We start from the raw sequence: 21,706 nt of genomic DNA, 5'->3' as shown, positions 1-21,706 counted from the left end.
TCATGCAAAGTTCGAGCGCAATAGATGAGGGGATTTCTCAAGCCCCCGACTGCTGGCGTTCTGATGTCGTTTCTCGTTGCCTTGAGGTCGCTGTCAGAGCAGGTCGATGGGCGAGGCGGGTTGATGATCAGGGCGTCAGTACTCCGCTGATGATCGAACGGTTTGGCGGTGAGGCGTGATGGGGGCGCCGTGCACCATAACAATACGTTGACGTCGCCCGGCAGTCGTCGGGTGCAGCATTTCGGGGAAGTAACGATGAAGATGCGACGACTCTTAGGCGCCGGTGCTGTTCTGGCGCTGGCGATCAGCTCCACCCTGGTAAGTGCCGCTGGCAAGGAAATCACCATCGGTTATGTCGATGGCTGGTCCGACAGCGTGGCCACCACCAACGTGGCGGCGGAGGTGATCAAGCAGAAGTTGGGTTACGACGTGAAGCTGCAGGCCGTGGCGACCGGGATCATGTGGCAGGGCGTTGCCACCGGCAAGCTCGATGCCATGCTCTCCGCCTGGCTGCCGGTGACCCACGGTGAATACTGGGCCAAGAACAAGGACAAGGTGGTCGACTACGGCCCCAACTTCAAGGACGCCAAGATCGGCCTGATCGTGCCGGAGTACGTCACGGCCAAATCCATCGCCGACCTGAAGGATGACACCACCTACAAGAACAAGATTGTCGGCATCGACGCCGGTTCAGGCGTGATGCTCAAGACTGACCAGGCCATCAAGGACTACGGTCTGGACTACAAGCTGCAAGCCAGCTCGGGCGCGGCGATGATCGCCGAATTGACCCGTGCCGAAGAGAAGCACGAATCCATTGCCGTGACCGGTTGGGTGCCGCACTGGATGTTCGCCAAGTGGAAACTGCGCTTCCTCGACGACCCGAAAGGCGTCTATGGCGCGGCCGAGACCGTCAACAGCATCGGCAGCAAGGGCCTGGAAGCCAAGGCGCCGGAAGTGGCGGCGTTCCTGAAGAAATTCCAGTGGGCCTCCAAGGATGAGATCGGCGAAGTCATGCTGGCCGTCCAGGACGGCGCCAAGCCGGACGTCGCGGCCAAGGATTGGGTCGCCAAGCACCCGGACCGCGTAGCCGAGTGGATCAAGTAACTCTCTCGCTGACGTAATAACCCCGAAAAGGCCGCATGACATTCCGTCATGCGGCCTTTTTGCGTCTGGGACCCCTTATCACCGCCTACACTGAGGTAGAGCGCCTTCGGCCTGAAAACTGGCGAAACCGTAATGTCGTTCTAATACTAAGGTCGTCTGGTTTCGCTTCCCCAGCCGCCTAAAGTGAAAAATGTTTCATCTCATCTGTGCTGCGAGGATAAAAACAATGAACGACAGCATTTACCTCTCGATTCAAAACAGCCCGCGCTTCAAGGAGCTGGTCAGGAAACGGGAACGCTTCGCCTGGATACTTTCGGCGATCATGCTTGGGCTTTACTCGGCTTTCATTCTGTTGATCGCCTATGGGCCGCAGATTCTGGGCGCCAAGCTCAGTCCCGGCTCTTCCATCACCTGGGGCATCCCGTTGGGTGTCGGACTGATCCTTTCGGCATTCGTCCTGACGGCCATCTATGTGCGTCGCGCCAATGGCGAGTTCGACGACCTGAACAACGCGATTCTCAAGGAGGCCCAACAATGATCCGGCGTCTATTGGCAGTATTGGCCGGCTCGGCCTTCGCGCCCCTGGTCCTGGCGGCTGACGCCCTGACCGGCGAAGTGCACAAGCAACCTCTCAATGTGGCGGCTATCGCGATGTTCGTGGTGTTCGTCGGCGCCACCCTGTGCATCACCTACTGGGCGTCCAAGCGCAACAAGTCGGCCGCCGACTACTACGCGGCGGGCGGCAAGATCACCGGTTTGCAGAACGGCCTGGCGATTGCCGGCGACTACATGTCGGCGGCGTCCTTCCTGGGGATTTCCGCGCTGGTCTATGCCTCGGGCTACGACGGCCTGATCTACTCCATCGGCTTCCTGGTGGGCTGGCCGATCATTCTGTTCCTGATCGCCGAGCGCCTGCGCAACCTGGGCAAGTACACCTTTGCCGACGTGGCCTCCTATCGCCTCGGGCAAACCCAGATCCGCTCGCTGTCGGCCTGCGGCTCGCTGGTGGTGGTGGCGTTCTACCTGATCGCCCAGATGGTCGGTGCCGGCAAGCTGATCCAGCTGCTGTTCGGCCTCGACTACTACGTGGCGGTGATCCTGGTGGGCATCCTGATGTGCCTCTATGTGCTGTTCGGCGGCATGCTGGCGACCACCTGGGTGCAGATCATCAAGGCGGTGCTGTTGCTGTCCGGTGCCTCGTTCATGGCGCTGATGGTGATGAAGCACGTCAACTTCGACTTCAACATGCTGTTTGCCGAAGCGATCAAGGTTCACCCCAAGGGTGAAGCGATCATGAGCCCGGGCGGCCTGGTGAAGGATCCGGTCTCGGCCTTCTCGCTGGGTCTGGCGCTGATGTTCGGTACCGCCGGCCTGCCGCATATCCTGATGCGTTTCTTCACCGTGAGCGACGCCAAGGAAGCGCGCAAGAGCGTGCTGTACGCCACTGGCTTCATCGGCTACTTCTATATCCTGACCTTTATCATCGGTTTTGGCGCGATCCTGCTGGTGAGCACCAATCCGGCGTTCAAGGATGCGGCCGGCGCGTTGCTCGGCGGCAACAACATGGCGGCGGTGCACCTGGCCGACGCGGTGGGGGGGAGCGTGTTCCTCGGCTTTATCTCGGCCGTGGCCTTTGCCACCATTCTCGCGGTGGTGGCCGGTCTGACCCTGGCCGGTGCCTCGGCGGTGTCCCATGACCTGTATGCCAGCGTGATCAAGAAGGGCAAGGCCAACGAGAAGGATGAGATCCGCGTCTCGAAGATCACCACCATCGCCCTCGGCGTGCTGGCGATCGGCCTGGGTATCCTGTTCGAAAGCCAGAACATTGCGTTCATGGTCGGCCTGGCGTTCTCGATTGCCGCCAGTTGCAACTTCCCGGTGCTGCTGCTTTCCATGTACTGGCAGAAGCTGACCACCCGTGGCGCGATGATCGGCGGCTGGATGGGCCTGATCAGCGCGGTAGGGCTGATGATCCTCGGCCCGACCATCTGGGTGCAGATCTTGCATCATGAGAAGGCGATCTTCCCGTATGAGTACCCGGCGCTGTTCTCGATGATCATTGCGTTTGTCGGGATCTGGTTCTTCTCCATCACCGACAAGTCGGCGGCGGCGGAGAAGGAGCGGGCGCTGTTCTTCCCGCAGTTCGTACGTTCGCAGACCGGACTTGGGGCGAGTGGGGCGGTTTCTCACTAAGGTTGTACAGGCTTCTATAGATAAGCTGCGCCATAACGAAAATGCCCCGGTCGAGAGACCGGGGCATTTTTATTGGGCGCTCGCAGACAATACGGACCTGTAGGAGTCGGCTTGCTGGCGATGAACGATAACGCGGTGCGTCTGATACACCGCGGCGCTCCTATCGCCAGCAAGCCGGCTCCTACAGGTTTGTGTCGTATGCAAAGCCTGTGATCGGCGCGGGCAGGGCGCCACAAACAGAAACGGCCTCTATCAAGAGGCCGTTTCCGGTGCAGCCAAGGTCTTGCCCTGGGGTAAACCTTACTTGCGGTCTTCCAGCTTGGTGATGTCACGCGACTCGTAGCCGGTGTACAGCTGGCGTGGACGGCCAATCTTGTACGGGCTGGAGAGCATTTCCTTCCAGTGGGAGATCCAGCCCACGGTCCGCGCCAGGGCGAAGATCACGGTGAACATGCTGGTTGGAATGCCGATCGCCTTGAGGATGATCCCCGAGTAGAAGTCGACGTTCGGGTAGAGCGAACGTTCGATGAAGTACGGGTCGGTCAGGGCGATCTCTTCGAGACGCATGGCCAGTTCCAGCTGCGGATCGTTGTTGATGCCCAGCTCTTTCAGTACTTCGTCGCAGGTCTGCTTCATCACGGTGGCGCGTGGGTCGCGGTTCTTGTAGACCCGGTGACCGAAGCCCATCAGCTTGAACGGATCGTTCTTGTCCTTGGCCTTGGCGATGAACTTGTCGATGTTCGAGACATCGCCGATTTCATCGAGCATGGTCAGGACCGCTTCGTTCGCGCCGCCGTGGGCAGGGCCCCAGAGCGCGGCGATACCGGCGGCGATACAGGCGAACGGGTTGGCACCCGAAGAGCCCGCCAGGCGCACGGTGGAGGTCGAAGCGTTCTGCTCGTGGTCGGCGTGGAGGATGAAGATCCGGTCCATGGCCTTGGCGAGCACCGGGCTGATCGGTTTGATCTCGCACGGGGTGTTGAACATCATGTGCAGGAAATTTTCCGCGTACGACAGGTCGTTGCGCGGGTACATCATGGGTTGACCCATGGAGTACTTGTAAACCATCGCTGCCAGGGTCGGCATCTTGGCCACCAGGCGGACCGCGGAGATTTCGCGGTGCTGGGGGTTATTGATGTCCAGGGAGTCGTGGTAGAAGGCCGACAGGGCGCCAACCACGCCGCACATCACGGCCATCGGGTGGGCGTCGCGGCGGAAGCCGTTGAAGAAGGTCTTCAACTGCTCGTGCACCATGGTGTGGTTCTTCACGGTGCTGACGAACTGGGCTTTCTGCTCGACCGTCGGCAATTCGCCGTTGAGCAGCAGGTAGCAGGTTTCCAGGTAGTCGGATTTCTCGGCGAGTTGCTCGATCGGGTAGCCGCGGTGCAGCAGGATGCCGTTATCGCCGTCGATATAGGTGATCTTCGACTCGCAGGAAGCGGTCGACATGAAGCCAGGGTCGAATGTGAACCGGCCCGTGGCCGTCAGGCCCCGCACGTCGATTACATCGGGACCAACGGTGCCGGTTAAAATGGGCAGCTCGACGGGGGCTGCGCCCTCGATGATCAACTGCGCTTTTTTGTCAGCCATGTGGCCTCCTATTTATGCTTGAAATCATCAGACAGGCCCCCCACGCAGGGCCCGCACCACTATAGTGAGATAAATTCGAATGTCAATTTGCCAAAAGTCTTGTCGTAGGCGGCTTTGGGCAGGGCTTTTCCTCGAAATTGACGGCTATTTACGCCTTTTATCCGGCTAACGCAATGCGCTATTAGGGGTAGTCCTTTGCGTTGTCATTAGTAGCCTAACTGTCTATACTCGGCAGCCGACCGCCAGAGGCTTTTGGGCCTGTTTTATTGGGGGTCGTCACTCCCTGGGTGGTGGGTACCTGACCAGTGCACTTGCCCAACAACTTTGCCCTGATCGTTAGGGCTCATCAGTGAAAAAAAAGCCGTGAAAAGCCAACGACCTGTAAACCTCGACCTAAGGACCATCAAACTCCCAGTCACTGCTTACACGTCCATTCTTCACCGTATTTCCGGTGTCATCCTCTTTGTCAGCCTGGCCATCATGCTTTACGCATTGGACAAGTCGCTGAGCTCCGAGGAAGGCTTCGGTCAGGTGAAAGCGTGTTTGACCAGTCCGCTAGCCAAGCTAGTGATTTGGGGCATCCTGTCCGCCTTGCTGTATCACCTGGTTGCCGGTGTGCGCCATCTGATCATGGACATGGGCATCGGTGAAACGCTGGAAGGCGGCAAGCTGGGCTCGAAAATCGTTATCGCCGTTTCCGTGGTGATCATCGTGCTGGCAGGAGTCTGGATATGGTAACCAACGTCACAAACCTCTCGCGCTCGGGCCTCTATGACTGGATGGCACAGCGCGTGTCGGCGGTCGTTCTCGCGGCTTACTTCATTTTCCTGATCGGATACGTCATTGCGAACCCGGGCCTGGGCTACGCCCAATGGCACGGCCTGTTCTCTCACAGCGGGATGCGCATCTTCAGTCTGTTGGCCCTGGTGGCCCTGGGCGCTCACGCCTGGGTCGGCATGTGGACCATCGCGACCGACTACCTGACGCCGATGGCGTTCGGCAAGTCCGCGACTGTCGTGCGTTTCCTTTTCCAGGTGGTATGCGGCGTTGCGATGTTCGCGTACTTCGTCTGGGGTGTGCAGATTCTCTGGGGTATCTGATTCATGGCTAACATTCCAACGATTTCTTTCGACGCCATCATCATTGGCGGCGGCGGCGCGGGCATGCGTGCCGCACTGCAACTGGCCCAGGGCGGTCACAAGACGGCCGTGATCACCAAGGTGTTCCCGACCCGTTCGCACACCGTATCCGCCCAGGGTGGCATCACCTGCGCCATCGCGTCCGCCGATCCGAACGATGACTGGCGCTGGCACATGTACGATACCGTCAAGGGTTCCGACTATATCGGTGACCAGGACGCTATCGAATACATGTGTCAGGAAGGCCCGGCTGCCGTTTACGAGCTGGACCACATGGGTATGCCGTTCTCGCGTACCGAGCAGGGTCGTATCTACCAGCGTCCATTCGGCGGTCAGTCGAAGGATTACGGTAAGGGCGGTCAGGCTGCACGTACCTGTGCCGCTTCCGACCGTACCGGTCACGCGCTGCTGCACACCCTTTATCAGGGCAACCTGAAAGCCGGGACCGTGTTCCTGAACGAGTACTACGCGGTCGATCTGGTGAAGAACCAGGACGGCGCGTTCGTCGGTGTGATCGCCATCTGCATCGAAACCGGCGAAACCAGCTACATCCGCGCCAAGGCCACTGTCCTGGCCACCGGCGGTGCCGGTCGTATCTACTCGTCCACCACCAATGCCCTGATCAACACCGGTGACGGCGTCGGCATGGCCCTGCGTGCTGGCGTGCCGGTACAAGACATCGAAATGTGGCAGTTCCACCCGACCGGCATCGCCGGCGCCGGTGTACTGGTCACCGAAGGTTGCCGCGGTGAAGGCGGTTACCTGATCAACAAGCACGGCGAGCGTTTCATGGAGCGTTATGCTCCGAACGCGAAAGACCTGGCCGGTCGTGACGTGGTAGCACGTTCGATGGTCAAGGAAATCATCGCCGGCAACGGCTGTGGTCCGAACGGCGACCACGTGCTGCTCAAGCTCGACCACCTCGGCGAGGAAGTGCTGCACAGCCGCCTGCCAGGTATCTGTGAGCTGTCCAAGACCTTTGCCCACGTCGACCCGGTCGTCGCGCCGGTTCCGGTCGTTCCAACCTGCCACTACATGATGGGCGGCGTTGCCACCAACATCCATGGCCAGGCGATCACCCAGGACGCCGAAGGCGTCGACACCATCATCCCTGGCCTGTTCGCGGTCGGTGAAGTGGCGTGTGTATCGGTTCACGGCGCCAACCGCCTGGGCGGCAACTCGTTGCTCGACCTGGTGGTCTTCGGCCGTGCAGCTGGCCTGCACCTGGAAAAAGCCCTGACCGACGGTATCGACTACGACGACGCCACCGACGCCAACATCACGGCGGCACTGGCTCGTCTGTCCGCTCTGAACGAGCGTACCGACGGCGAAGACGTGGCTACCCTGCGTCGCGAGCTGCAAAGCTGCATGCAGAACTACTTCGGTGTATTCCGTACCGGCGAATACATGCAGAAGGGTATTGCCCAGTTGGCTGACCTGCGCACTCGTATTGCCAACGTCAAGATCAACGACAAGTCCCAGGCCTTCAACACCGCGCGTATTGAGGCCCTCGAGCTGCAAAACCTGCTGGAAGTGGCCGAAGCCACGGCGATTGCCGCTGAGCATCGCAAAGAGTCCCGCGGCGCCCACGCCCGTGAAGACTTTGAAGAGCGCGACGACGAAAACTGGCTGTGCCATACCCTGTTCTTCCCGGGTGAGAAGCGTGTGACCAAGCGTGCCGTTAACTTCTCGCCGAAGACCGTTCCGACTTTCGAACCAAAAGTCCGGACTTACTAAAGGGTGATCGATATGTTGCAAGTCGAAGTTTATCGTTACAACCCGGACACCGACGCCGCGCCGAAAACCCAGGTTTTCCAGGTCGACACCGGTGGCAAGGACTTGATGGTGCTGGACGTGCTGGCCCTGATCAAGGAACAGGACGAAGGTTTCTCCTATCGTCGCTCGTGCCGTGAAGGCGTGTGCGGTTCCGACGGCATGAATATCAACGGCAAGAACGGCCTGGCGTGCATCACGCCGCTGTCCGCCGTGGTCAAGGGCAACAAGCTGGTGGTGCGTCCACTGCCTGGTTTGCCAGTGATCCGTGACTTGGTCGTCGATATGAGCATCTTCTACAAGCAGTACGAGAAGGTGAAGCCATTCCTGCAGAACGACACGCCGGCTCCGGCCATCGAACGTCTGCAGACACCGGAAGAGCGCGAGAAGCTGGACGGTCTGTACGAGTGCATCCTGTGCGCTTGCTGCTCGACTTCCTGCCCGTCCTTCTGGTGGAACCCCGACAAGTTCCTGGGCCCGGCCGCCCTGCTGCAAGCGTATCGCTTCCTGGCAGACAGCCGCGACACCAAGACCACCGAGCGTCTGGCCTCGCTGGATGACCCGTTCAGCGTATTCCGCTGCCGCGGGATCATGAACTGCGTCAACGTATGTCCGAAGGGCCTGAATCCGACCAAGGCCATCGGTCACATCCGTAACATGCTGCTGCAAAGCGGCGTGTGATTCAGCGGCTGTAACCTGGCTGTTGTAAAAGTAGCACCGCTGTAACCGTAGAAAGGCCAGGGCACGGGCTTCAACCCGCGCCCCGGCTATAACCAGAGCAACGGCTCATAAAGCTGTGGCTCTTATTTTTGAAGAAATGAGACCAGCAGGGGCATCCGGGCTGGTACCCGGACTATCAGCGTGATCCCAAGTGGCTTGTTTTGGTCGCTGCATTCGGACTTTTGCAAGCGTGCGTGGTGTTTTCGCCGGTGGTGTCCCCTAACCGAGGGTGACCAAGCATGCAAGAAAGCGTGATGCAGCGCATGTGGAACAGCGGCTATCTTTCAGGTGGTAACGCTGCCTATGTGGAAGAGCTCTACGAGCTCTACCTGCACGACCCTAACGCTGTGCCAGAAGAGTGGCGCACCAAATTTCAGACGTTGCCCGCTGACGGCAACGCTGCCACCGATGTTTCGCACTCGACAATCCGCGACCATTTCGTCTTGCTGGCAAAGAACCAGCGCCGCGCCCAACCGGTTTCCGCCGGCAGCGTGAGCAGTGAGCACGAGAAGAAGCAGGTTGAAGTGCTGCGATTGATCCAGGCCTACAGGATGCGTGGCCACCAAGCAGCCCAGCTCGACCCGCTGGGACTGTGGCAGCGTCCTGCACCCGCAGACCTGTCGATCAATCATTACGGCTTGACCAATGCCGATCTTGATACGACCTTCCGTGCCGGCGACCTGTTCATCGGCAAAGAGGAAGCGAGCCTACGCGAAATTCACGAAGCGTTGCAGCAGACATATTGCCGCACCATTGGCGCTGAATTCACGCACATCGTCGATACCGAGCAACGCCACTGGTTCCAGCAGCGTCTGGAAAGCGTGCGCGGCCGTCCGACCTTCTCCGCGGAAATCAAGAGCCACCTGCTCGAGCGCGTCACCGCCGCCGAAGGCCTGGAAAAGTACCTGGGCACCAAGTACCCGGGCACCAAGCGTTTCGGTCTGGAAGGCGGCGAGAGCCTGATTCCGATGCTCGACGAGCTGATCCAGCGTTCCGGTTCCTACGGCACCAAGGAAATCGTCATCGGCATGGCCCACCGTGGCCGTCTGAACGTACTGGTCAACACCTTCGGCAAGAACCCGCGCGATCTGTTCGACGAGTTCGAAGGCAAGAAGAAGGTCGAGCTGGGTTCCGGTGACGTGAAATACCACCAGGGCTTCTCGTCCAACGTGATGACCACCGGCGGTGAAGTTCACCTGGCCATGGCGTTCAACCCGTCCCACCTGGAAATCGTTTCCCCGGTGGTCGAAGGTTCGGTTCGCGCCCGTCAGGACCGTCGTAACGATGCGGCCGGTGACAAGGTTCTGCCGATTTCCCTCCACGGTGACGCGGCGTTCGCCGGTCAAGGCGTGGTCATGGAAACCTTCCAGATGTCGCAGACCCGCGGTTTCAAGACCGGCGGCACCGTGCACATCGTCATCAACAACCAGGTCGGTTTCACCATCAGCAACCCGCTGGACTCGCGTTCCACCGAGTACGCCACCGACGTTGCGAAGATGATCCAGGCGCCGATTCTCCATGTGAATGGCGATGATCCGGAAGCCGTCCTGTTCGTGACCCAGCTGGCCATCGACTACCGCATGCAGTACAAGCGTGACGTGGTGATCGACCTGGTCTGCTACCGTCGTCGTGGTCACAACGAAGCGGATGAGCCTAGCGGCACCCAGCCGTTGATGTATCAGCAGATCACCAAGCAGCGCACTACCCGTGAGCTGTACGCCGAGCGCCTGGTTCAGGCCAAGGTGCTGGATGAAGAGCGCGTCCAGGCGAAGATCGACGAATACCGCAACGCCCTGGACAACGGTCTGCACGTGGTAAAAAGCCTGGTCAAGGAACCGAACAAGGAGTTGTTCGTCGACTGGCGCCCGTACCTGGGTCACGCGTGGACGGCACGTCACGACACCCGCTTCGATCTGAAGACCCTGCAGGAACTGTCCGCCAAGCTGCTGGAAATCCCGGAAGGCTTCGTGGTCCAGCGCCAGGTCGCGAAGATCTACGAAGACCGTCAGAAGATGCAAGCCGGCGGCCTGCCGATCAACTGGGGTTACGCCGAAACCATGGCGTACGCGACCCTGGCGTTCGAAGGTCACCCGATCCGCATGACCGGCCAGGACATCGGCCGCGGTACGTTCTCGCACCGTCATGCCGTGCTGCACAACCAGAAAGACGCGGGCACCTACATTCCGCTGCAGAACCTGTACGAAGGTCAGCCACGCTTCGACCTGTACGACTCGTTCCTGTCGGAAGAAGCCGTGCTGGCGTTCGAATACGGTTACTCGACCACCACGCCCGAGGCGCTGGTGATCTGGGAAGCCCAGTTCGGCGACTTCGCCAACGGTGCCCAGGTGGTTGTCGACCAGTTCATCACCAGTGGCGAGCACAAGTGGGGCCGTCTGTGCGGTCTGACCATGCTGCTGCCGCACGGTTATGAAGGTCAGGGTCCGGAGCACTCCTCGGCCCGTCTGGAACGCTACCTGCAGCTGTGCGCCGAGCACAACGTCCAGGTTTGCGTGCCGACCACCCCGGCGCAGATCTACCACCTGCTGCGTCGTCAGGTCATCCGTCCGCTGCGCAAGCCGCTGATCGTGCTGACGCCCAAGTCGCTGCTGCGTCACAAGCTGGCAATCTCCACGCTGGAAGATCTGGCCGAAGGTTCGTTCCAGACCGTTATCCCGGAAATCGACGCCCTGGACCCGAAAAAGGTCAGCCGTCTGATTCTGTGCAGCGGCAAGGTCTACTACGACCTGCTGGAAAAACGTCGTGCCGAAGGCCGTGACGACATCGCTGTCGTGCGTATCGAGCAACTGTATCCGTTCCCGGAAGACGATCTGATCGAAATCCTGGGCCCGTACAAGAACCTCAAGCACATCGTCTGGTGTCAGGAAGAGCCGATGAACCAGGGCGCCTGGTACAGCAGTCAGCATCACATGCGTCGCATCGTTGGCGGGCACAACAAGTCGCTGGTACTTGAGTACGCCGGCCGTGACGCCTCTGCTGCACCGGCTTGTGGTTATGCATCGATGCACGCTGAGCAGCAGGAAAAACTGCTGCAAGATGCCTTTACTGTTTAACGCCTTCGCGCACCTGAAACCGAATTTAAGGAACCACAGATAATGGCTATCGAGATCAAAGCCCCCACTTTCCCGGAATCGGTTGCCGATGGCACCGTTGCCACCTGGCACAAAAAACCGGGCGAAGCTGTCAAGCGTGACGACCTGATCGTCGACATCGAAACCGACAAAGTGGTCCTGGAAGTACTGGCTACCGCTGACGGCGTGCTGGGCGCTATCGTCAAGAACGAAGGCGACACCGTTCTGTCCGACGAAGTCCTGGGCTCCATCGTTGAAGGCGGCGCTGCCGCTGCCGCTCCTGCCGCCGCCGCTGCTCCTGCTGCTGCCCAGGCTGCTGCTCCGGCCGCTGCTGGCGAAGACGATCCTGTGGCGGCACCGGCTGCTCGCAAGCTGGCTGAAGAAAATGGCATCAACATCGCTTCCGTTGCCGGCACCGGCAAAGGCGGTCGTGTGACCAAGGAAGACGTGGTGGCTGCTGTTGCCGCCAAGAAAGCCGCACCTGCCGCCGCTCCAGCCAAGGCTGCTGCTCCAGCTGCCGCCGCTCCGGTGTTCGCTGCCGGCGACCGCGTCGAGAAGCGTGTGCCGATGACCCGCGTTCGTGCCACCGTGGCCAAGCGCCTGGTTGAAGCACAGTCGAACATGGCGATGCTGACCACTTTCAACGAAGTGAACATGAAGCCAATCATGGACCTGCGTTCGAAGTACAAGGACCTGTTCGAGAAGACCCACAACGGCGTGCGCCTGGGCTTCATGTCGTTCTTCGTGAAAGCGGCCACCGAAGCGCTGAAACGCTTCCCGGCAGTCAACGCTTCCATCGACGGCGCCGACATCGTCTACCACGGCTACTCCGACGTGGGTGTCGCGGTGTCCAGCGATCGTGGCCTGGTGGTCCCGGTCCTGCGCAACGCCGAACTGATGAGCCTGGCTGAAATCGAAAACGGCATCGCCACCTACGGCAAGAAAGCCCGTGACGGCAAGCTGTCCATCGACGAAATGACCGGTGGTACGTTCACCATCACCAACGGTGGTACATTCGGTTCCCTGCTGTCGACGCCGATCGTCAACCCGCCACAAGCCGCCATCCTGGGCATGCACAACATCAATGAGCGCCCGATGGCGGTCAAAGGTGAAGTGGTGATCCTGCCGATGATGTACCTGGCGCTGTCCTACGATCACCGCCTGATCGACGGTAAGGAAGCGGTGTCTTTCCTGGTGACCATCAAGAACCTGCTGGAAGACCCGGCTCGTCTGCTGCTGGATATCTGATTGCGCCCAGGCGGGCAGGGCACGGGTGCCTTGCCCGCTTGAACGATCAGCTTCGTCCCACGACGGTCCCCACGCGGGGCCGTCCGGTTTGATTCGATAAGGAATGACACATGACCCAGAAATTCGACGTGGTAGTGATTGGCGCGGGCCCTGGCGGCTATGTAGCCGCCATCAAGGCAGCGCAACTTGGTCTCAAGACTGCCTGCATCGAGAAGTACCAGGATAAAGAGGGCAAGCTGGCCCTCGGCGGTACTTGCCTGAACGTTGGCTGCATTCCGTCCAAGGCGCTGCTGGACAGCTCCTGGAAGTACCATGAAGCCAAGGATGGGTTCGCCATCCACGGTATCTCCACCGGCGCCGTGAAAATGGACGTCGCCGCGATGGTTGGCCGCAAGGCCGGTATCGTGAAGAACCTGACCGGCGGCGTGGCCATGCTGTTCAAGGCCAACGGCGTGACTTCGATCGAAGGCCACGGCAAGCTGCTGGCTGGCAAGAAAGTCGAAGTGACCAAGCCTGATGGCACGGTTGAAGTGATCGAAGCCGAGAACGTGATCCTGGCGCCAGGTTCGCGTCCGATCGACATTCCACCGGCTCCGGTTGACCAGAACGTGATCGTCGATTCGACCGGCGCCCTGGAATTCCAAGCCGTACCGAAGCGCCTCGGCGTGATCGGCGCAGGCGTGATCGGTCTGGAACTGGGTTCCGTCTGGTCCCGTCTGGGCTCTGAAGTGACTGTGCTGGAAGCCCTGGATACTTTCCTGATGGCTGCCGACACCGCCATCTCCAAGGAAGCACTGAAAACCCTGACCAAACAAGGCCTGGACATCAAGCTGGGTGCTCGCGTGACCGGTTCCAAGGTCAACAAGGGCAAGGAAGTGGTTGTTACCTACACCAACTCCGACGGCGAACAGACCATCACTTTCGACAAACTGATCGTGGCCGTTGGCCGTCGCCCAGTGACCACCGACCTGCTGTCGGCTGATTGCGGCGTGGTCCTGGACGAGCGCGGTTTCGTGCACGTCGACGACCATTGCGCGACCGCTGTACCGGGCGTCTACGCCATCGGTGACGTGGTTCGCGGCATGATGCTGGCACACAAGGCCTCGGAAGAGGGCATCATGGTTGTCGAGCGCATCAAGGGCCACAAAGCCCAGATGAACTACGACCTGATCCCATCGGTTATCTACACCCACCCGGAAATTGCATGGGTCGGTAAAACCGAACAGGCTTTGAAAGCCGAAGGCGTTGAAGTTAACATCGGCACCTTCCCGTTCGCCGCCAGTGGCCGTGCCATGGCAGCCAACGATACCGGCGGTTTCGTCAAGGTCATCGCTGATGCCAAGACCGACCGTGTCCTGGGCGTCCACGTGATTGGCCCAAGCGCTGCCGAGCTGGTACAGCAAGGCGCGATCGGTATGGAATTCGGCACCAGCGCCGAAGACATCGGCATGATGGTTTTCTCCCATCCGACCCTGTCCGAAGCGTTGCACGAAGCGGCGTTGGCAGTGAATGGCGGCGCCATCCACATTGCCAACAAGAAAAAACGCTAAGTAGATAATAAGAAACCACGGCGGCCCGCCCGTCGTGAGCCTTGCGCGCAAGACTCACCGCGGAACGTCCGCTGGACGCAGTCTTGCGTCGTTGCGCCGGGCAACCGGAAAACGACGCAAGCAGCAGTCACAGGTGGTGCGGCACTGCAATCAGTGCAGCACCGAATGCGCAGTACCTAACGAAGACGGTAAAAAGCATGAATCTTCACGAGTATCAGGGTAAGCAGCTGTTCGCTGAGTACGGCCTGCCAGTATCCCAGGGTTACGCGGTAGACACCCCGGAAGCAGCAGCAGAAGCTTGCGACAAGATCGGTGGCACCGAGTGGGTTGTCAAAGCCCAGGTCCACGCTGGTGGTCGCGGTAAAGCGGGCGGCGTTAAGCTGGTTCGCAGCAAAGAAGACGCTAAAGCCTTTGCACAGCAGTGGCTGGGCAAGCGTCTGGTGACCTATCAGACTGATGCCAATGGCCAGCCTGTCACCAAGATCCTGGTTGAATCGTGCACTGATATCGCTAAAGAGCTGTACCTGGGCGCTGTCGTTGACCGTTCGAGCCGTCGCATCGTGTTCATGGCTTCCACCGAAGGTGGCGTGGACATCGAGAAAATCGCTCACGACACCCCTGAGAAAATCCTCAAGGCCACTATCGATCCACTGGTTGGCGCTCAGCCATTCCAGGGTCGCGAGCTGGCATTCCAGCTGGGTCTGGAAGGCAAGCAAGTGACTCAGTTCGCCAAGATCTTCGTAGGTCTGGCCAAACTGTTCAAGGATCACGACCTGGCCCTGCTGGAAGTGAACCCGCTGGTGATCAAGGCCGACGGCGATCTGCATTGCCTCGATGCCAAGATCAACATCGACGCCAACGCCATGTACCGTCAGCCTAAGCTGAAAACCTTCCACGATCCGTCCCAGGACGATCCGCGCGAAGCGCACGCTGCCAAGTTCGAACTGAACTACGTAGCCCTGGAAGGCAACATCGGTTGCATGGTCAACGGTGCTGGCCTGGCCATGGGTACCATGGACATCGTCAACCTGCATGGCGGCAAACCAGCCAACTTCCTCGACGTGGGCGGTGGTGCAACCAAGGAACGCGTGACTGAAGCGTTCAAGATCATTCTGTCCGACACCAACGTCGCGGCCGTACTGGTCAACATCTTCGGCGGCATCGTTCGCTGCGACATGATTGCCGAAGGCATCATCGGCGCTGTGAAAGAAGTCGGCGTGAAAATCCCGGTTGTTGTTCGCCTTGAAGGCAACAACGCTGAGCTGGGCGCTAAAGTACTGGCAGAAAGCGGTTTGAACATCATCGCTGCTACCAGCCTGACCGACGCTGCTCAACAAGTTGTCAAAGCTGCGGAGGGCAAATAATGAGCGTCCTGATCAATAAAGACACCAAGGTTATCTGCCAGGGCATCACCGGTTCGCAGGGTAGCTTCCACACCCAGCAAGCCATTGAATACGGCACCAAGATGGTTGGTGGCGTAACTCCGGGCAAAGGCGGCACCGAGCACCTGGGTCTGCCAGTGTTCAACACCGTGAAAGACGCTGTAGCCGCTACTGGCGCCACCGCCAGCGTGATCTACGTTCCAGCTCCTTTCTGCAAGGACTCGATCCTGGAAGCAGCGTTCGGCGGCATCAAGCTGATCGTCTGCATCACCGAAGGCATTCCTACCCTGGACATGCTGGACGCCAAGGTCAAGTGCGACGAGCTGGGCGTGATCCTGATCGGCCCTAACTGCCCAGGCGTGATCACTCCTGGCGAATGCAAGATCGGCATCATGCCAGGTCACATTCACTTGCCAGGCAAGGTCGGTATCGTTTCCCGTTCCGGCACCCTGACCTACGAAGCTGTTAAGCAGACCACTGACGCCGGTTTCGGTCAGTCGACTTGCGTCGGCATCGGCGGTGACCCGATCCCGGGCTCGAACTTCATCGACATCCTGAAGCTGTTCCAGGAAGACCCGAAGACCGAAGCGATCGTCATGATCGGTGAGATCGGCGGTTCGGCTGAAGAAGAAGCGGCTGCCTACATCAAGGCACACGTGACCAAGCCGGTTGTTTCCTACATCGCTGGTGTGACTGCCCCTGCGGGCAAGCGCATGGGCCATGCGGGCGCAATCATCTCCGGCGGCAAGGGCACTGCGGACGAGAAGTTCGCTGCCCTGCAAGACGCAGGCGTGAAAACCGTGCGTTCGCTGGCAGACATCGGCAAGGCCCTGGCCGAGCTGACCGGTTGGGCTGTCAAGTAAGCCTCGCGCTTAACTGACGCTCCACCAGCAAAGGCCACCTTCGGGTGGCCTTTGTGCTTTCTGGGTTTCATATGAAAACGCGACTCGAAAATGTCGCTTGTAGGACATGATCGCCCTCAAATAGTGCGCCTTACACCTGAGTTTGTTAGGATGGCCGCCTCTTTTGCGTCCGCTGCCCACAAGGCCGCCGCGCGCTAAACGGGTCAACCCCATACGGGTCGACAGCATTTCCCTCACCCCACGGGAAATCCCTCTCTAAATTCCGATTCAGCAGTGTGGTATTTCCTGAAATGAAAGTGTTGAAAGGCCAGGACATCCTGGCACTTGGCTTTATGACCTTTGCCCTGTTCGTCGGGGCCGGCAACATCATCTTCCCCCCGATCGTCGGTTTGCAGTCCGGACCCCATGTCTGGATGGCGGCGTTGGGCTTCCTGATCACCGCGGTCGGCCTGCCGGTCATCACCGTGGTCGCCCTGGCCAAGGTCGGCGGTGCCATGGATGCCCTGAGCAGCCCCATCGGCAAGGTTGCCGGCGGTTTGTTGGCCGCGGCCTGCTACCTGGCGGTCGGCCCGCTGTTCGCCACCCCGCGCACGGCCACCGTTTCCTTCGAAGTCGGCCTGGCGCCGTTGACCGGTGAAAGCCCGCTGGCGCTGCTGCTCTACAGCTCGGTGTACTTCCTGCTGGTGTTCTTCATCTCCCTGTACCCCGGGCGCTTGCTGGACACCGTCGGGCGTTTCCTCGCGCCGCTGAAGATCATTGCCCTGGCAGCCCTGGGGATCGCGGCGTTTGCCTTGCCGGCCGGCGATATCGGCACGGCCACCCCCGAGTACGTCGCGGCTCCGTTCTCCCAGGGCTTTATCAATGGCTACCTGACCATGGATACCCTCGGCGCCCTGGTGTTCGGTATCGTCATCGTCAACGCCATCCGCTCCCGTGGCGTCGAGTCGCCCCGGCTGATCACCCGCTACGCGATCATTGCCGGGTTGATTGCCGGGCTCGGCCTGGCCCTGGTGTACATCAGCCTGTTCCGCCTGGGTTCGGGCAGCCATGAAATAGCGGCCGGTGCCAGCAATGGCGCGGCGGTGCTGCACGCCTATGTGCAACATACCTTCGGCTCCCTCGGCAGCGGTTTCCTCGCGGTGCTGATCTCCCTGGCGTGCCTGGTGACGGCGGTGGGCCTGACCTGCGCCTGCGCCGAGTACTTCAGCCGCGTCCTGCCGCTGTCCTACAAGAGCCTGGTGATCATCCTGGCGGCGTTCTCGCTGCTGGTGTCGAACCTGGGGCTGACCAAGCTGATTGCCTTCTCGATCCCGGTCCTGACCGCGATCTACCCGCCGTGCATCGCCCTGGTGGCCCTGAGCTTCTGCCAGTCGTTCTGGAATGCCCAGGGGCGTATCGTCGGGCCGGTGATGCTGGTGTCGTTGCTGTTCGGCATGATCGACGCCCTCAAGGGGGCCGGGATGGCGGACTGGATGCCGGCGCAGCTTTCCCACTTGCCGCTGAGCGAGCAGGGCCTGGCGTGGCTGGTGCCGTCGGTGGTGATGCTGGCGATTGCGGTGGTGATCGACCGCGTGCTCGGCAAGCCTGACGAAGTCCTGGCTTGACTGCTGACCGGTAAAACGCAGAAAAAATAAAACCCGCACTTGGCGGGTTTTATTTTGCGTGAAGGTTTTTGCCGTCAGGGACTGGCAAGAACCTCCAGGGCAATCAGGAGCCGGTGGCTTCCTTTTGAGCCGCTTCGTTGGATTCAGCCTGAGCTTTGGCAGCTTCGGCGTTTTCCTTGGCGGCATCATTCACCTTATCCTGAGCCTCGTTCATGCTCTTCTGAGCGTCCTGGGCGTGTTGGTTGGCGTCTTGAGCTTTGTCCTCGGATTTTTTATCGCAGGCGGCGAGACCGAGGGTAGCGGTCAACATCAAGGCAATAGCTAAAGTCTTACGCATGGGGGTGTTGCTCCTTTGTGGATATCACTGACTACTGGCCTTTCAGAACACACCCCCAAGGGTTAAGTTCCTTGATTTTAAAAGATATATAACTATCGACCGAGCGGAACTTTTTCTCGATGTTTCGTTTTTATGGACGTTTTTCTCCGGATGAGAGCTATCAGTTCATGAACCAGAACCCGATTTTCGAGCGCGCCACACGCTTTCTCAGCGCCATCCGCCACTGCCAGGTACTCGGGCTGCGTTTGCACAGCGCCGATGCCACGGGGTTGACCGTGATCCTGCCGTACAGCGCCGAGATCGTCGGCGACCCGAACTCCGGAGTGATCCATGGCGGGGTACTGACGACCCTGATGGACACCGCCTGTGGCATGTCCACCCTGTGTGTGCTGCCCGAGTTCGAGGTCTGCCCGACCCTGGACCTGCGTATCGACTACATGCACCCGGCGGCACCGCATCAGGATGTCTATGGTTTCGCCGAATGCTACCGGGTGACCCGTGACATCATCTTCGCCCGCGGCTTTGCCTATCAGGATGATCCCGGGCAACCCATCGCCCATGTGGTCGGCACCTTCATGCGCATGGGCAAGGGGATCAAGGGCGCCCATAGCTTCAGCGGTTCGCTCAACGGCGGTGCGGCATGAGCAACGACTTCAAGGCCTTGCTGCAACAGGCCCACCAGCAGGGCGACTATGGGCAATTGCTGGAGCTCATCCCCTACGCCAAGCTGATCGGTATCCAGTGCTCACGCCAGGGTGACGAGCTGTTGTTCTGCCTGCCGGCGAACAAGGACAATATCGGCAATCCTTTGCTGCCGGCGATTCACGGCGGGGTGATCGCAGGATTCATGGAACTGGCTGCTGCCCTGCACCTGCTGGTGTTTACCGGTTCGCCGGGCGTACCCAAGGTCATCGACTTTTCCGTCGACTACCTGCGCGCCGGGCAATATCGCGACACCTACGCCCGATGCGAGCTCTGTCGCCAGGGGCGGCGGGTGGCGAACGTCGCCATCACGGCCTGGCAAAGCAGCGAGGCCGAACCGATTGCCACTGCCCGGGCTCACTTCAAGATCGAGGAAACACTTCCGGGCACTTGAAATCCCCGTCATAGCCCCCAACTTTGATGACAACCCGCCGCCAACCCTTTCGGGGGCGGCCACTGCCATCCAATTGGAGTTTGATGACCATGAGTGTGGAAACTCAAAAGGAAACCCTGGGCTTCCAGACCGAGGTGAAGCAACTGCTGCACCTCATGATCCATTCGCTGTATTCCAACAAGGAAATTTTCCTTCGCGAATTGATCTCCAACGCCTCCGACGCTGTCGACAAATTACGTTTCGAAGCCCTGTCCAAGCCTGAGTTGCTGGAAGGTGGCGCGGAACTGAAAATCCGTGTGAGCTTCGACAAGGACGCCAACACCGTCACCCTCGAAGACAACGGTATCGGCATGAGCCGTGACGATGTGATCACCCACCTGGGGACCATCGCCAAATCCGGCACCGCCGATTTCATGAAGAACCTCTCGGGCGACCAGAAGAAGGACTCGCACCTGATCGGTCAGTTCGGCGTGGGCTTCTACTCGGCCTTTATCGTCGCCGACCAGGTTGAAGTGTTCAGCCGTCGCGCCGGTCTTTCCGCCAGCGAAGGCGTGCACTGGTCGTCCAAGGGCGAGGGCGAGTTCGAAGTCGCCACCGTCGAGAAAGCCGACCGCGGTACGCGCATCGTCCTGCACCTGAAGTCGGCTGAAAACGAATTCGCCGATGGCTGGCGCCTGCGCAACATCATCAAGAAGTACTCCGACCATATCGCCCTGCCGATCGAGCTGCCGAAAGAAGTGGCTGCGGTCGAAGGCGAAGAGAAGCCGGCGCTGGAGTGGGAAACCGTCAACCGCGCCAGTGCCCTGTGGACCCGTCCGCGCACTGAAGTTACGGATGCGGAATACCAGGAATTCTACAAGCACATCGCCCATGACTACGAGAACCCGCTGAGCTGGAGCCACAACAAGGTCGAAGGCAAGCTGGAATACAGCTCGTTGCTCTACGTACCGGCCCGTGCGCCGTTCGACCTGTACCAGCGTGAAGCACCGAAGGGCCTCAAGCTCTATGTGCAGCGCGTGTTCGTCATGGACCAGGCCGAGTCCTTCCTGCCGTTGTACCTGCGCTTCATCAAGGGTGTGGTCGACTCCAACGACCTGTCCCTGAACGTGTCGCGGGAAATCCTGCAGAAAGACCCGATCATCGACTCGATGAAGTCGGCGCTGACCAAGCGTGTCCTCGACATGCTGGAAAAACTGGCGAAGAACGAGCCCGAGCAATACAAGGGCTTCTGGAAAAACTTCGGCCAGGTCATGAAGGAAGGCCCGGCTGAAGATTTCGCCAACAAGGAAAAAATCGCCGGCCTGCTGCGCTTCGCCTCTACCCTGGGTGATGACGGTGAGCAAGTGGTGTCCCTGGCCGAGTACCTGGCCCGCGCCAAGGAAGGTCAGGACAAGATCTACTTCCTGACCGGCGAAACCTACGCCCAGGTCAAGAACAGCCCGCACCTGGAAGTCTTCCGCAAGAAAGGCATCGAAGTGCTGCTGCTGACCGACCGTATCGACGAGTGGCTGATGAGCTACCTCAACGAGTTCGACGGCAAGAGCTTTGTCGACGTGGCGCGTGGTGACCTGGACCTGGGCAACCTGGACTCGGAAGAGGACAAGAAGGCTGCCGAGGAAGTCGCCAAGACCAAGGAAGGCCTGGTTGAGCGGATCAAGACCGCCCTGGGCGACGCTGTCAGCGAAGTGCGGGTTTCCCACCGCCTGACCGACTCCCCGGCGATCCTGGCCATCGGTGAGCAGGACCTGGGCCTGCAGATGCGCCAGATCCTCGAAGCGAGCGGGCAGAAGGTGCCGGACTCCAAGCCGATCTTCGAATTCAACCCGGCGCACCCGCTGATCGAGAAGCTCGATGGCGAGCCGGATGAAGACCGCTTTGGCGATCTGTCGCACATCCTCCTCGACCAGGCGGCCCTGGCGGCCGGTGACAGCCTGAAGGATCCGGCGGCGTATGTCCGCCGCCTGAACAAGCTGTTGGTGGAACTGTCAGCTTAAATACGTTGCACGAAAACCCGCTTC

The 21,706-nt window shown here is 59.9% G+C and carries 18 protein-coding genes; 16 read left to right on the top strand and 2 right to left on the bottom strand.

Annotated elements, in window-relative coordinates; translation table 11 throughout:
• Positions 1-255: 255 nt before the first annotated feature.
• From CWE01_RS12795 to CWE01_RS12785, 3 genes are all read left to right on the top strand, one after another.
• The gene (locus tag CWE01_RS12795; RefSeq protein WP_100940877.1) at positions 256-1,104 is read left to right on the top strand and encodes a glycine betaine ABC transporter substrate-binding protein; all 849 of its coding nucleotides are present in this window, start codon (positions 256-258) and stop codon (positions 1,102-1,104) included.
• A 226-nt stretch (positions 1,105-1,330) separates the two neighbouring features.
• The gene (locus CWE01_RS12790; protein ID WP_100940876.1) at positions 1,331-1,642 is read left to right on the top strand and encodes a DUF485 domain-containing protein; all 312 of its coding nucleotides are present in this window, start codon (positions 1,331-1,333) and stop codon (positions 1,640-1,642) included.
• A complete protein-coding gene (locus tag CWE01_RS12785; RefSeq protein WP_100940875.1) occupies positions 1,639-3,297 on the top strand; it encodes a cation acetate symporter in 1,659 nt (552 codons plus the stop codon). The genes CWE01_RS12790 and CWE01_RS12785 overlap by 4 nt, the downstream gene beginning before the upstream one ends.
• A gap of 300 nt (positions 3,298-3,597) precedes the next feature.
• Here CWE01_RS12785 and gltA read toward each other — a convergent pair whose 3' ends face one another.
• Positions 3,598-4,887 (bottom strand): citrate synthase, encoded by a 1,290-nt coding sequence (gltA, locus tag CWE01_RS12780; RefSeq protein WP_100940874.1) that lies wholly within the window; start codon positions 4,885-4,887, stop codon positions 3,598-3,600.
• Between the two features lie 363 nt (positions 4,888-5,250).
• Between gltA and sdhC the strand changes: the two genes are divergently transcribed.
• From sdhC to brnQ, 10 genes are all read left to right on the top strand, one after another.
• On the top strand, positions 5,251-5,625 hold the full coding sequence (gene sdhC / locus CWE01_RS12775; protein WP_040065285.1) for a succinate dehydrogenase, cytochrome b556 subunit: 375 nt from the start codon (positions 5,251-5,253) through the stop codon (positions 5,623-5,625).
• Complete coding sequence (sdhD, locus tag CWE01_RS12770) at positions 5,619-5,987, top strand: succinate dehydrogenase, hydrophobic membrane anchor protein (protein WP_100940873.1); 369 nt, start codon at positions 5,619-5,621, stop codon at positions 5,985-5,987. Before sdhC ends, sdhD begins: the two co-directional genes overlap by 7 nt.
• A gap of 3 nt (positions 5,988-5,990) precedes the next feature.
• Entirely contained in the window at positions 5,991-7,763 is a 1,773-nt protein-coding gene (gene sdhA / locus CWE01_RS12765) for a succinate dehydrogenase flavoprotein subunit (RefSeq protein WP_100940872.1), read from the top strand.
• A gap of 12 nt (positions 7,764-7,775) precedes the next feature.
• A complete protein-coding gene (locus CWE01_RS12760) occupies positions 7,776-8,480 on the top strand; it encodes a succinate dehydrogenase iron-sulfur subunit (protein WP_100940979.1) in 705 nt (234 codons plus the stop codon).
• A gap of 278 nt (positions 8,481-8,758) precedes the next feature.
• On the top strand, positions 8,759-11,590 hold the full coding sequence (locus CWE01_RS12755; RefSeq protein ID WP_100940871.1) for a 2-oxoglutarate dehydrogenase E1 component: 2,832 nt from the start codon (positions 8,759-8,761) through the stop codon (positions 11,588-11,590).
• A gap of 42 nt (positions 11,591-11,632) precedes the next feature.
• Positions 11,633-12,856, top strand: coding sequence for a 2-oxoglutarate dehydrogenase complex dihydrolipoyllysine-residue succinyltransferase (odhB, locus tag CWE01_RS12750; RefSeq protein WP_100940870.1), 1,224 nt, complete (start codon positions 11,633-11,635; stop codon positions 12,854-12,856).
• Between the two features lie 110 nt (positions 12,857-12,966).
• On the top strand, positions 12,967-14,406 hold the full coding sequence (gene lpdA, locus CWE01_RS12745; protein WP_100940869.1) for a dihydrolipoyl dehydrogenase: 1,440 nt from the start codon (positions 12,967-12,969) through the stop codon (positions 14,404-14,406).
• Positions 14,407-14,603: 197 nt separating this feature from the next.
• Positions 14,604-15,770 carry an ADP-forming succinate--CoA ligase subunit beta gene (gene sucC, locus CWE01_RS12740; protein WP_100940868.1) on the top strand — a complete coding sequence of 389 codons (1,167 nt, stop codon included), beginning with the start codon at positions 14,604-14,606 and terminating at the stop codon, positions 15,768-15,770.
• On the top strand, positions 15,770-16,651 hold the full coding sequence (sucD, locus tag CWE01_RS12735; RefSeq protein WP_019692317.1) for a succinate--CoA ligase subunit alpha: 882 nt from the start codon (positions 15,770-15,772) through the stop codon (positions 16,649-16,651). The genes sucC and sucD overlap by 1 nt, the downstream gene beginning before the upstream one ends.
• 290 nt (positions 16,652-16,941) lie before the next feature.
• Positions 16,942-18,255: a branched-chain amino acid transport system II carrier protein gene (gene brnQ / locus CWE01_RS12730; protein WP_100940867.1), complete on the top strand. Its 1,314-nt coding sequence runs from the start codon at positions 16,942-16,944 to the stop codon at positions 18,253-18,255.
• 103 nt (positions 18,256-18,358) lie between these two features.
• Here the strand turns inward: brnQ and CWE01_RS12725 are convergent, their stop codons facing one another.
• A complete protein-coding gene (locus CWE01_RS12725; RefSeq protein ID WP_100940866.1) occupies positions 18,359-18,592 on the bottom strand; it encodes a hypothetical protein in 234 nt (77 codons plus the stop codon).
• Positions 18,593-18,759: 167 nt separating this feature from the next.
• On the opposite strand from CWE01_RS12725, the gene CWE01_RS12720 reads away from it, so the two are divergent.
• From CWE01_RS12720 to htpG, 3 genes are all read left to right on the top strand, one after another.
• Positions 18,760-19,236: a PaaI family thioesterase gene (locus tag CWE01_RS12720; protein ID WP_100940978.1), complete on the top strand. Its 477-nt coding sequence runs from the start codon at positions 18,760-18,762 to the stop codon at positions 19,234-19,236.
• Positions 19,233-19,688: a PaaI family thioesterase gene (locus CWE01_RS12715; RefSeq protein ID WP_100940865.1), complete on the top strand. Its 456-nt coding sequence runs from the start codon at positions 19,233-19,235 to the stop codon at positions 19,686-19,688. The genes CWE01_RS12720 and CWE01_RS12715 overlap by 4 nt, the downstream gene beginning before the upstream one ends.
• Before the next feature lie 89 nt (positions 19,689-19,777).
• On the top strand, positions 19,778-21,682 hold the full coding sequence (gene htpG, locus CWE01_RS12710; RefSeq protein ID WP_100940977.1) for a molecular chaperone HtpG: 1,905 nt from the start codon (positions 19,778-19,780) through the stop codon (positions 21,680-21,682).
• The last annotated feature ends 24 nt before the right edge of the window (positions 21,683-21,706 follow it).

This window comes from Pseudomonas sp. QS1027, from assembly GCF_002814235.1.
Taxonomy (GTDB): domain Bacteria; phylum Pseudomonadota; class Gammaproteobacteria; order Pseudomonadales; family Pseudomonadaceae; genus Aquipseudomonas.
The sequence above is the reverse complement of the archived record's forward strand: the minus strand, read 5'-3'. Positions and strand labels throughout refer to the sequence as shown.

Excerpts from the sequence above, each read along its gene's own strand:
- CWE01_RS12795 (WP_100940877.1), top strand. The coding sequence starts at position 256 with ATGAAGATGCGACGACTCTTAGGCGCCGGTGCTGTTCTGGCGCTGGCG.
- CWE01_RS12790 (WP_100940876.1), top strand. The coding sequence starts at position 1,331 with ATGAACGACAGCATTTACCTCTCGATTCAAAACAGCCCGCGCTTCAAG.
- CWE01_RS12785 (WP_100940875.1), top strand. The coding sequence starts at position 1,639 with ATGATCCGGCGTCTATTGGCAGTATTGGCCGGCTCGGCCTTCGCGCCC.
- gltA (WP_100940874.1), bottom strand. The coding sequence starts at position 4,887 with ATGGCTGACAAAAAAGCGCAGTTGATCATCGAGGGCGCAGCCCCCGTC.
- sdhD (WP_100940873.1), top strand. The coding sequence starts at position 5,619 with ATGGTAACCAACGTCACAAACCTCTCGCGCTCGGGCCTCTATGACTGG.
- sdhA (WP_100940872.1), top strand. The coding sequence starts at position 5,991 with ATGGCTAACATTCCAACGATTTCTTTCGACGCCATCATCATTGGCGGC.
- CWE01_RS12760 (WP_100940979.1), top strand. The coding sequence starts at position 7,776 with ATGTTGCAAGTCGAAGTTTATCGTTACAACCCGGACACCGACGCCGCG.
- CWE01_RS12755 (WP_100940871.1), top strand. The coding sequence starts at position 8,759 with ATGCAAGAAAGCGTGATGCAGCGCATGTGGAACAGCGGCTATCTTTCA.
- odhB (WP_100940870.1), top strand. The coding sequence starts at position 11,633 with ATGGCTATCGAGATCAAAGCCCCCACTTTCCCGGAATCGGTTGCCGAT.
- lpdA (WP_100940869.1), top strand. The coding sequence starts at position 12,967 with ATGACCCAGAAATTCGACGTGGTAGTGATTGGCGCGGGCCCTGGCGGC.
- sucC (WP_100940868.1), top strand. The coding sequence starts at position 14,604 with ATGAATCTTCACGAGTATCAGGGTAAGCAGCTGTTCGCTGAGTACGGC.
- sucD (WP_019692317.1), top strand. The coding sequence starts at position 15,770 with ATGAGCGTCCTGATCAATAAAGACACCAAGGTTATCTGCCAGGGCATC.
- brnQ (WP_100940867.1), top strand. The coding sequence starts at position 16,942 with ATGAAAGTGTTGAAAGGCCAGGACATCCTGGCACTTGGCTTTATGACC.
- CWE01_RS12725 (WP_100940866.1), bottom strand. The coding sequence starts at position 18,592 with ATGCGTAAGACTTTAGCTATTGCCTTGATGTTGACCGCTACCCTCGGT.
- CWE01_RS12720 (WP_100940978.1), top strand. The coding sequence starts at position 18,760 with ATGAACCAGAACCCGATTTTCGAGCGCGCCACACGCTTTCTCAGCGCC.
- CWE01_RS12715 (WP_100940865.1), top strand. The coding sequence starts at position 19,233 with ATGAGCAACGACTTCAAGGCCTTGCTGCAACAGGCCCACCAGCAGGGC.
- htpG (WP_100940977.1), top strand. The coding sequence starts at position 19,778 with ATGAGTGTGGAAACTCAAAAGGAAACCCTGGGCTTCCAGACCGAGGTG.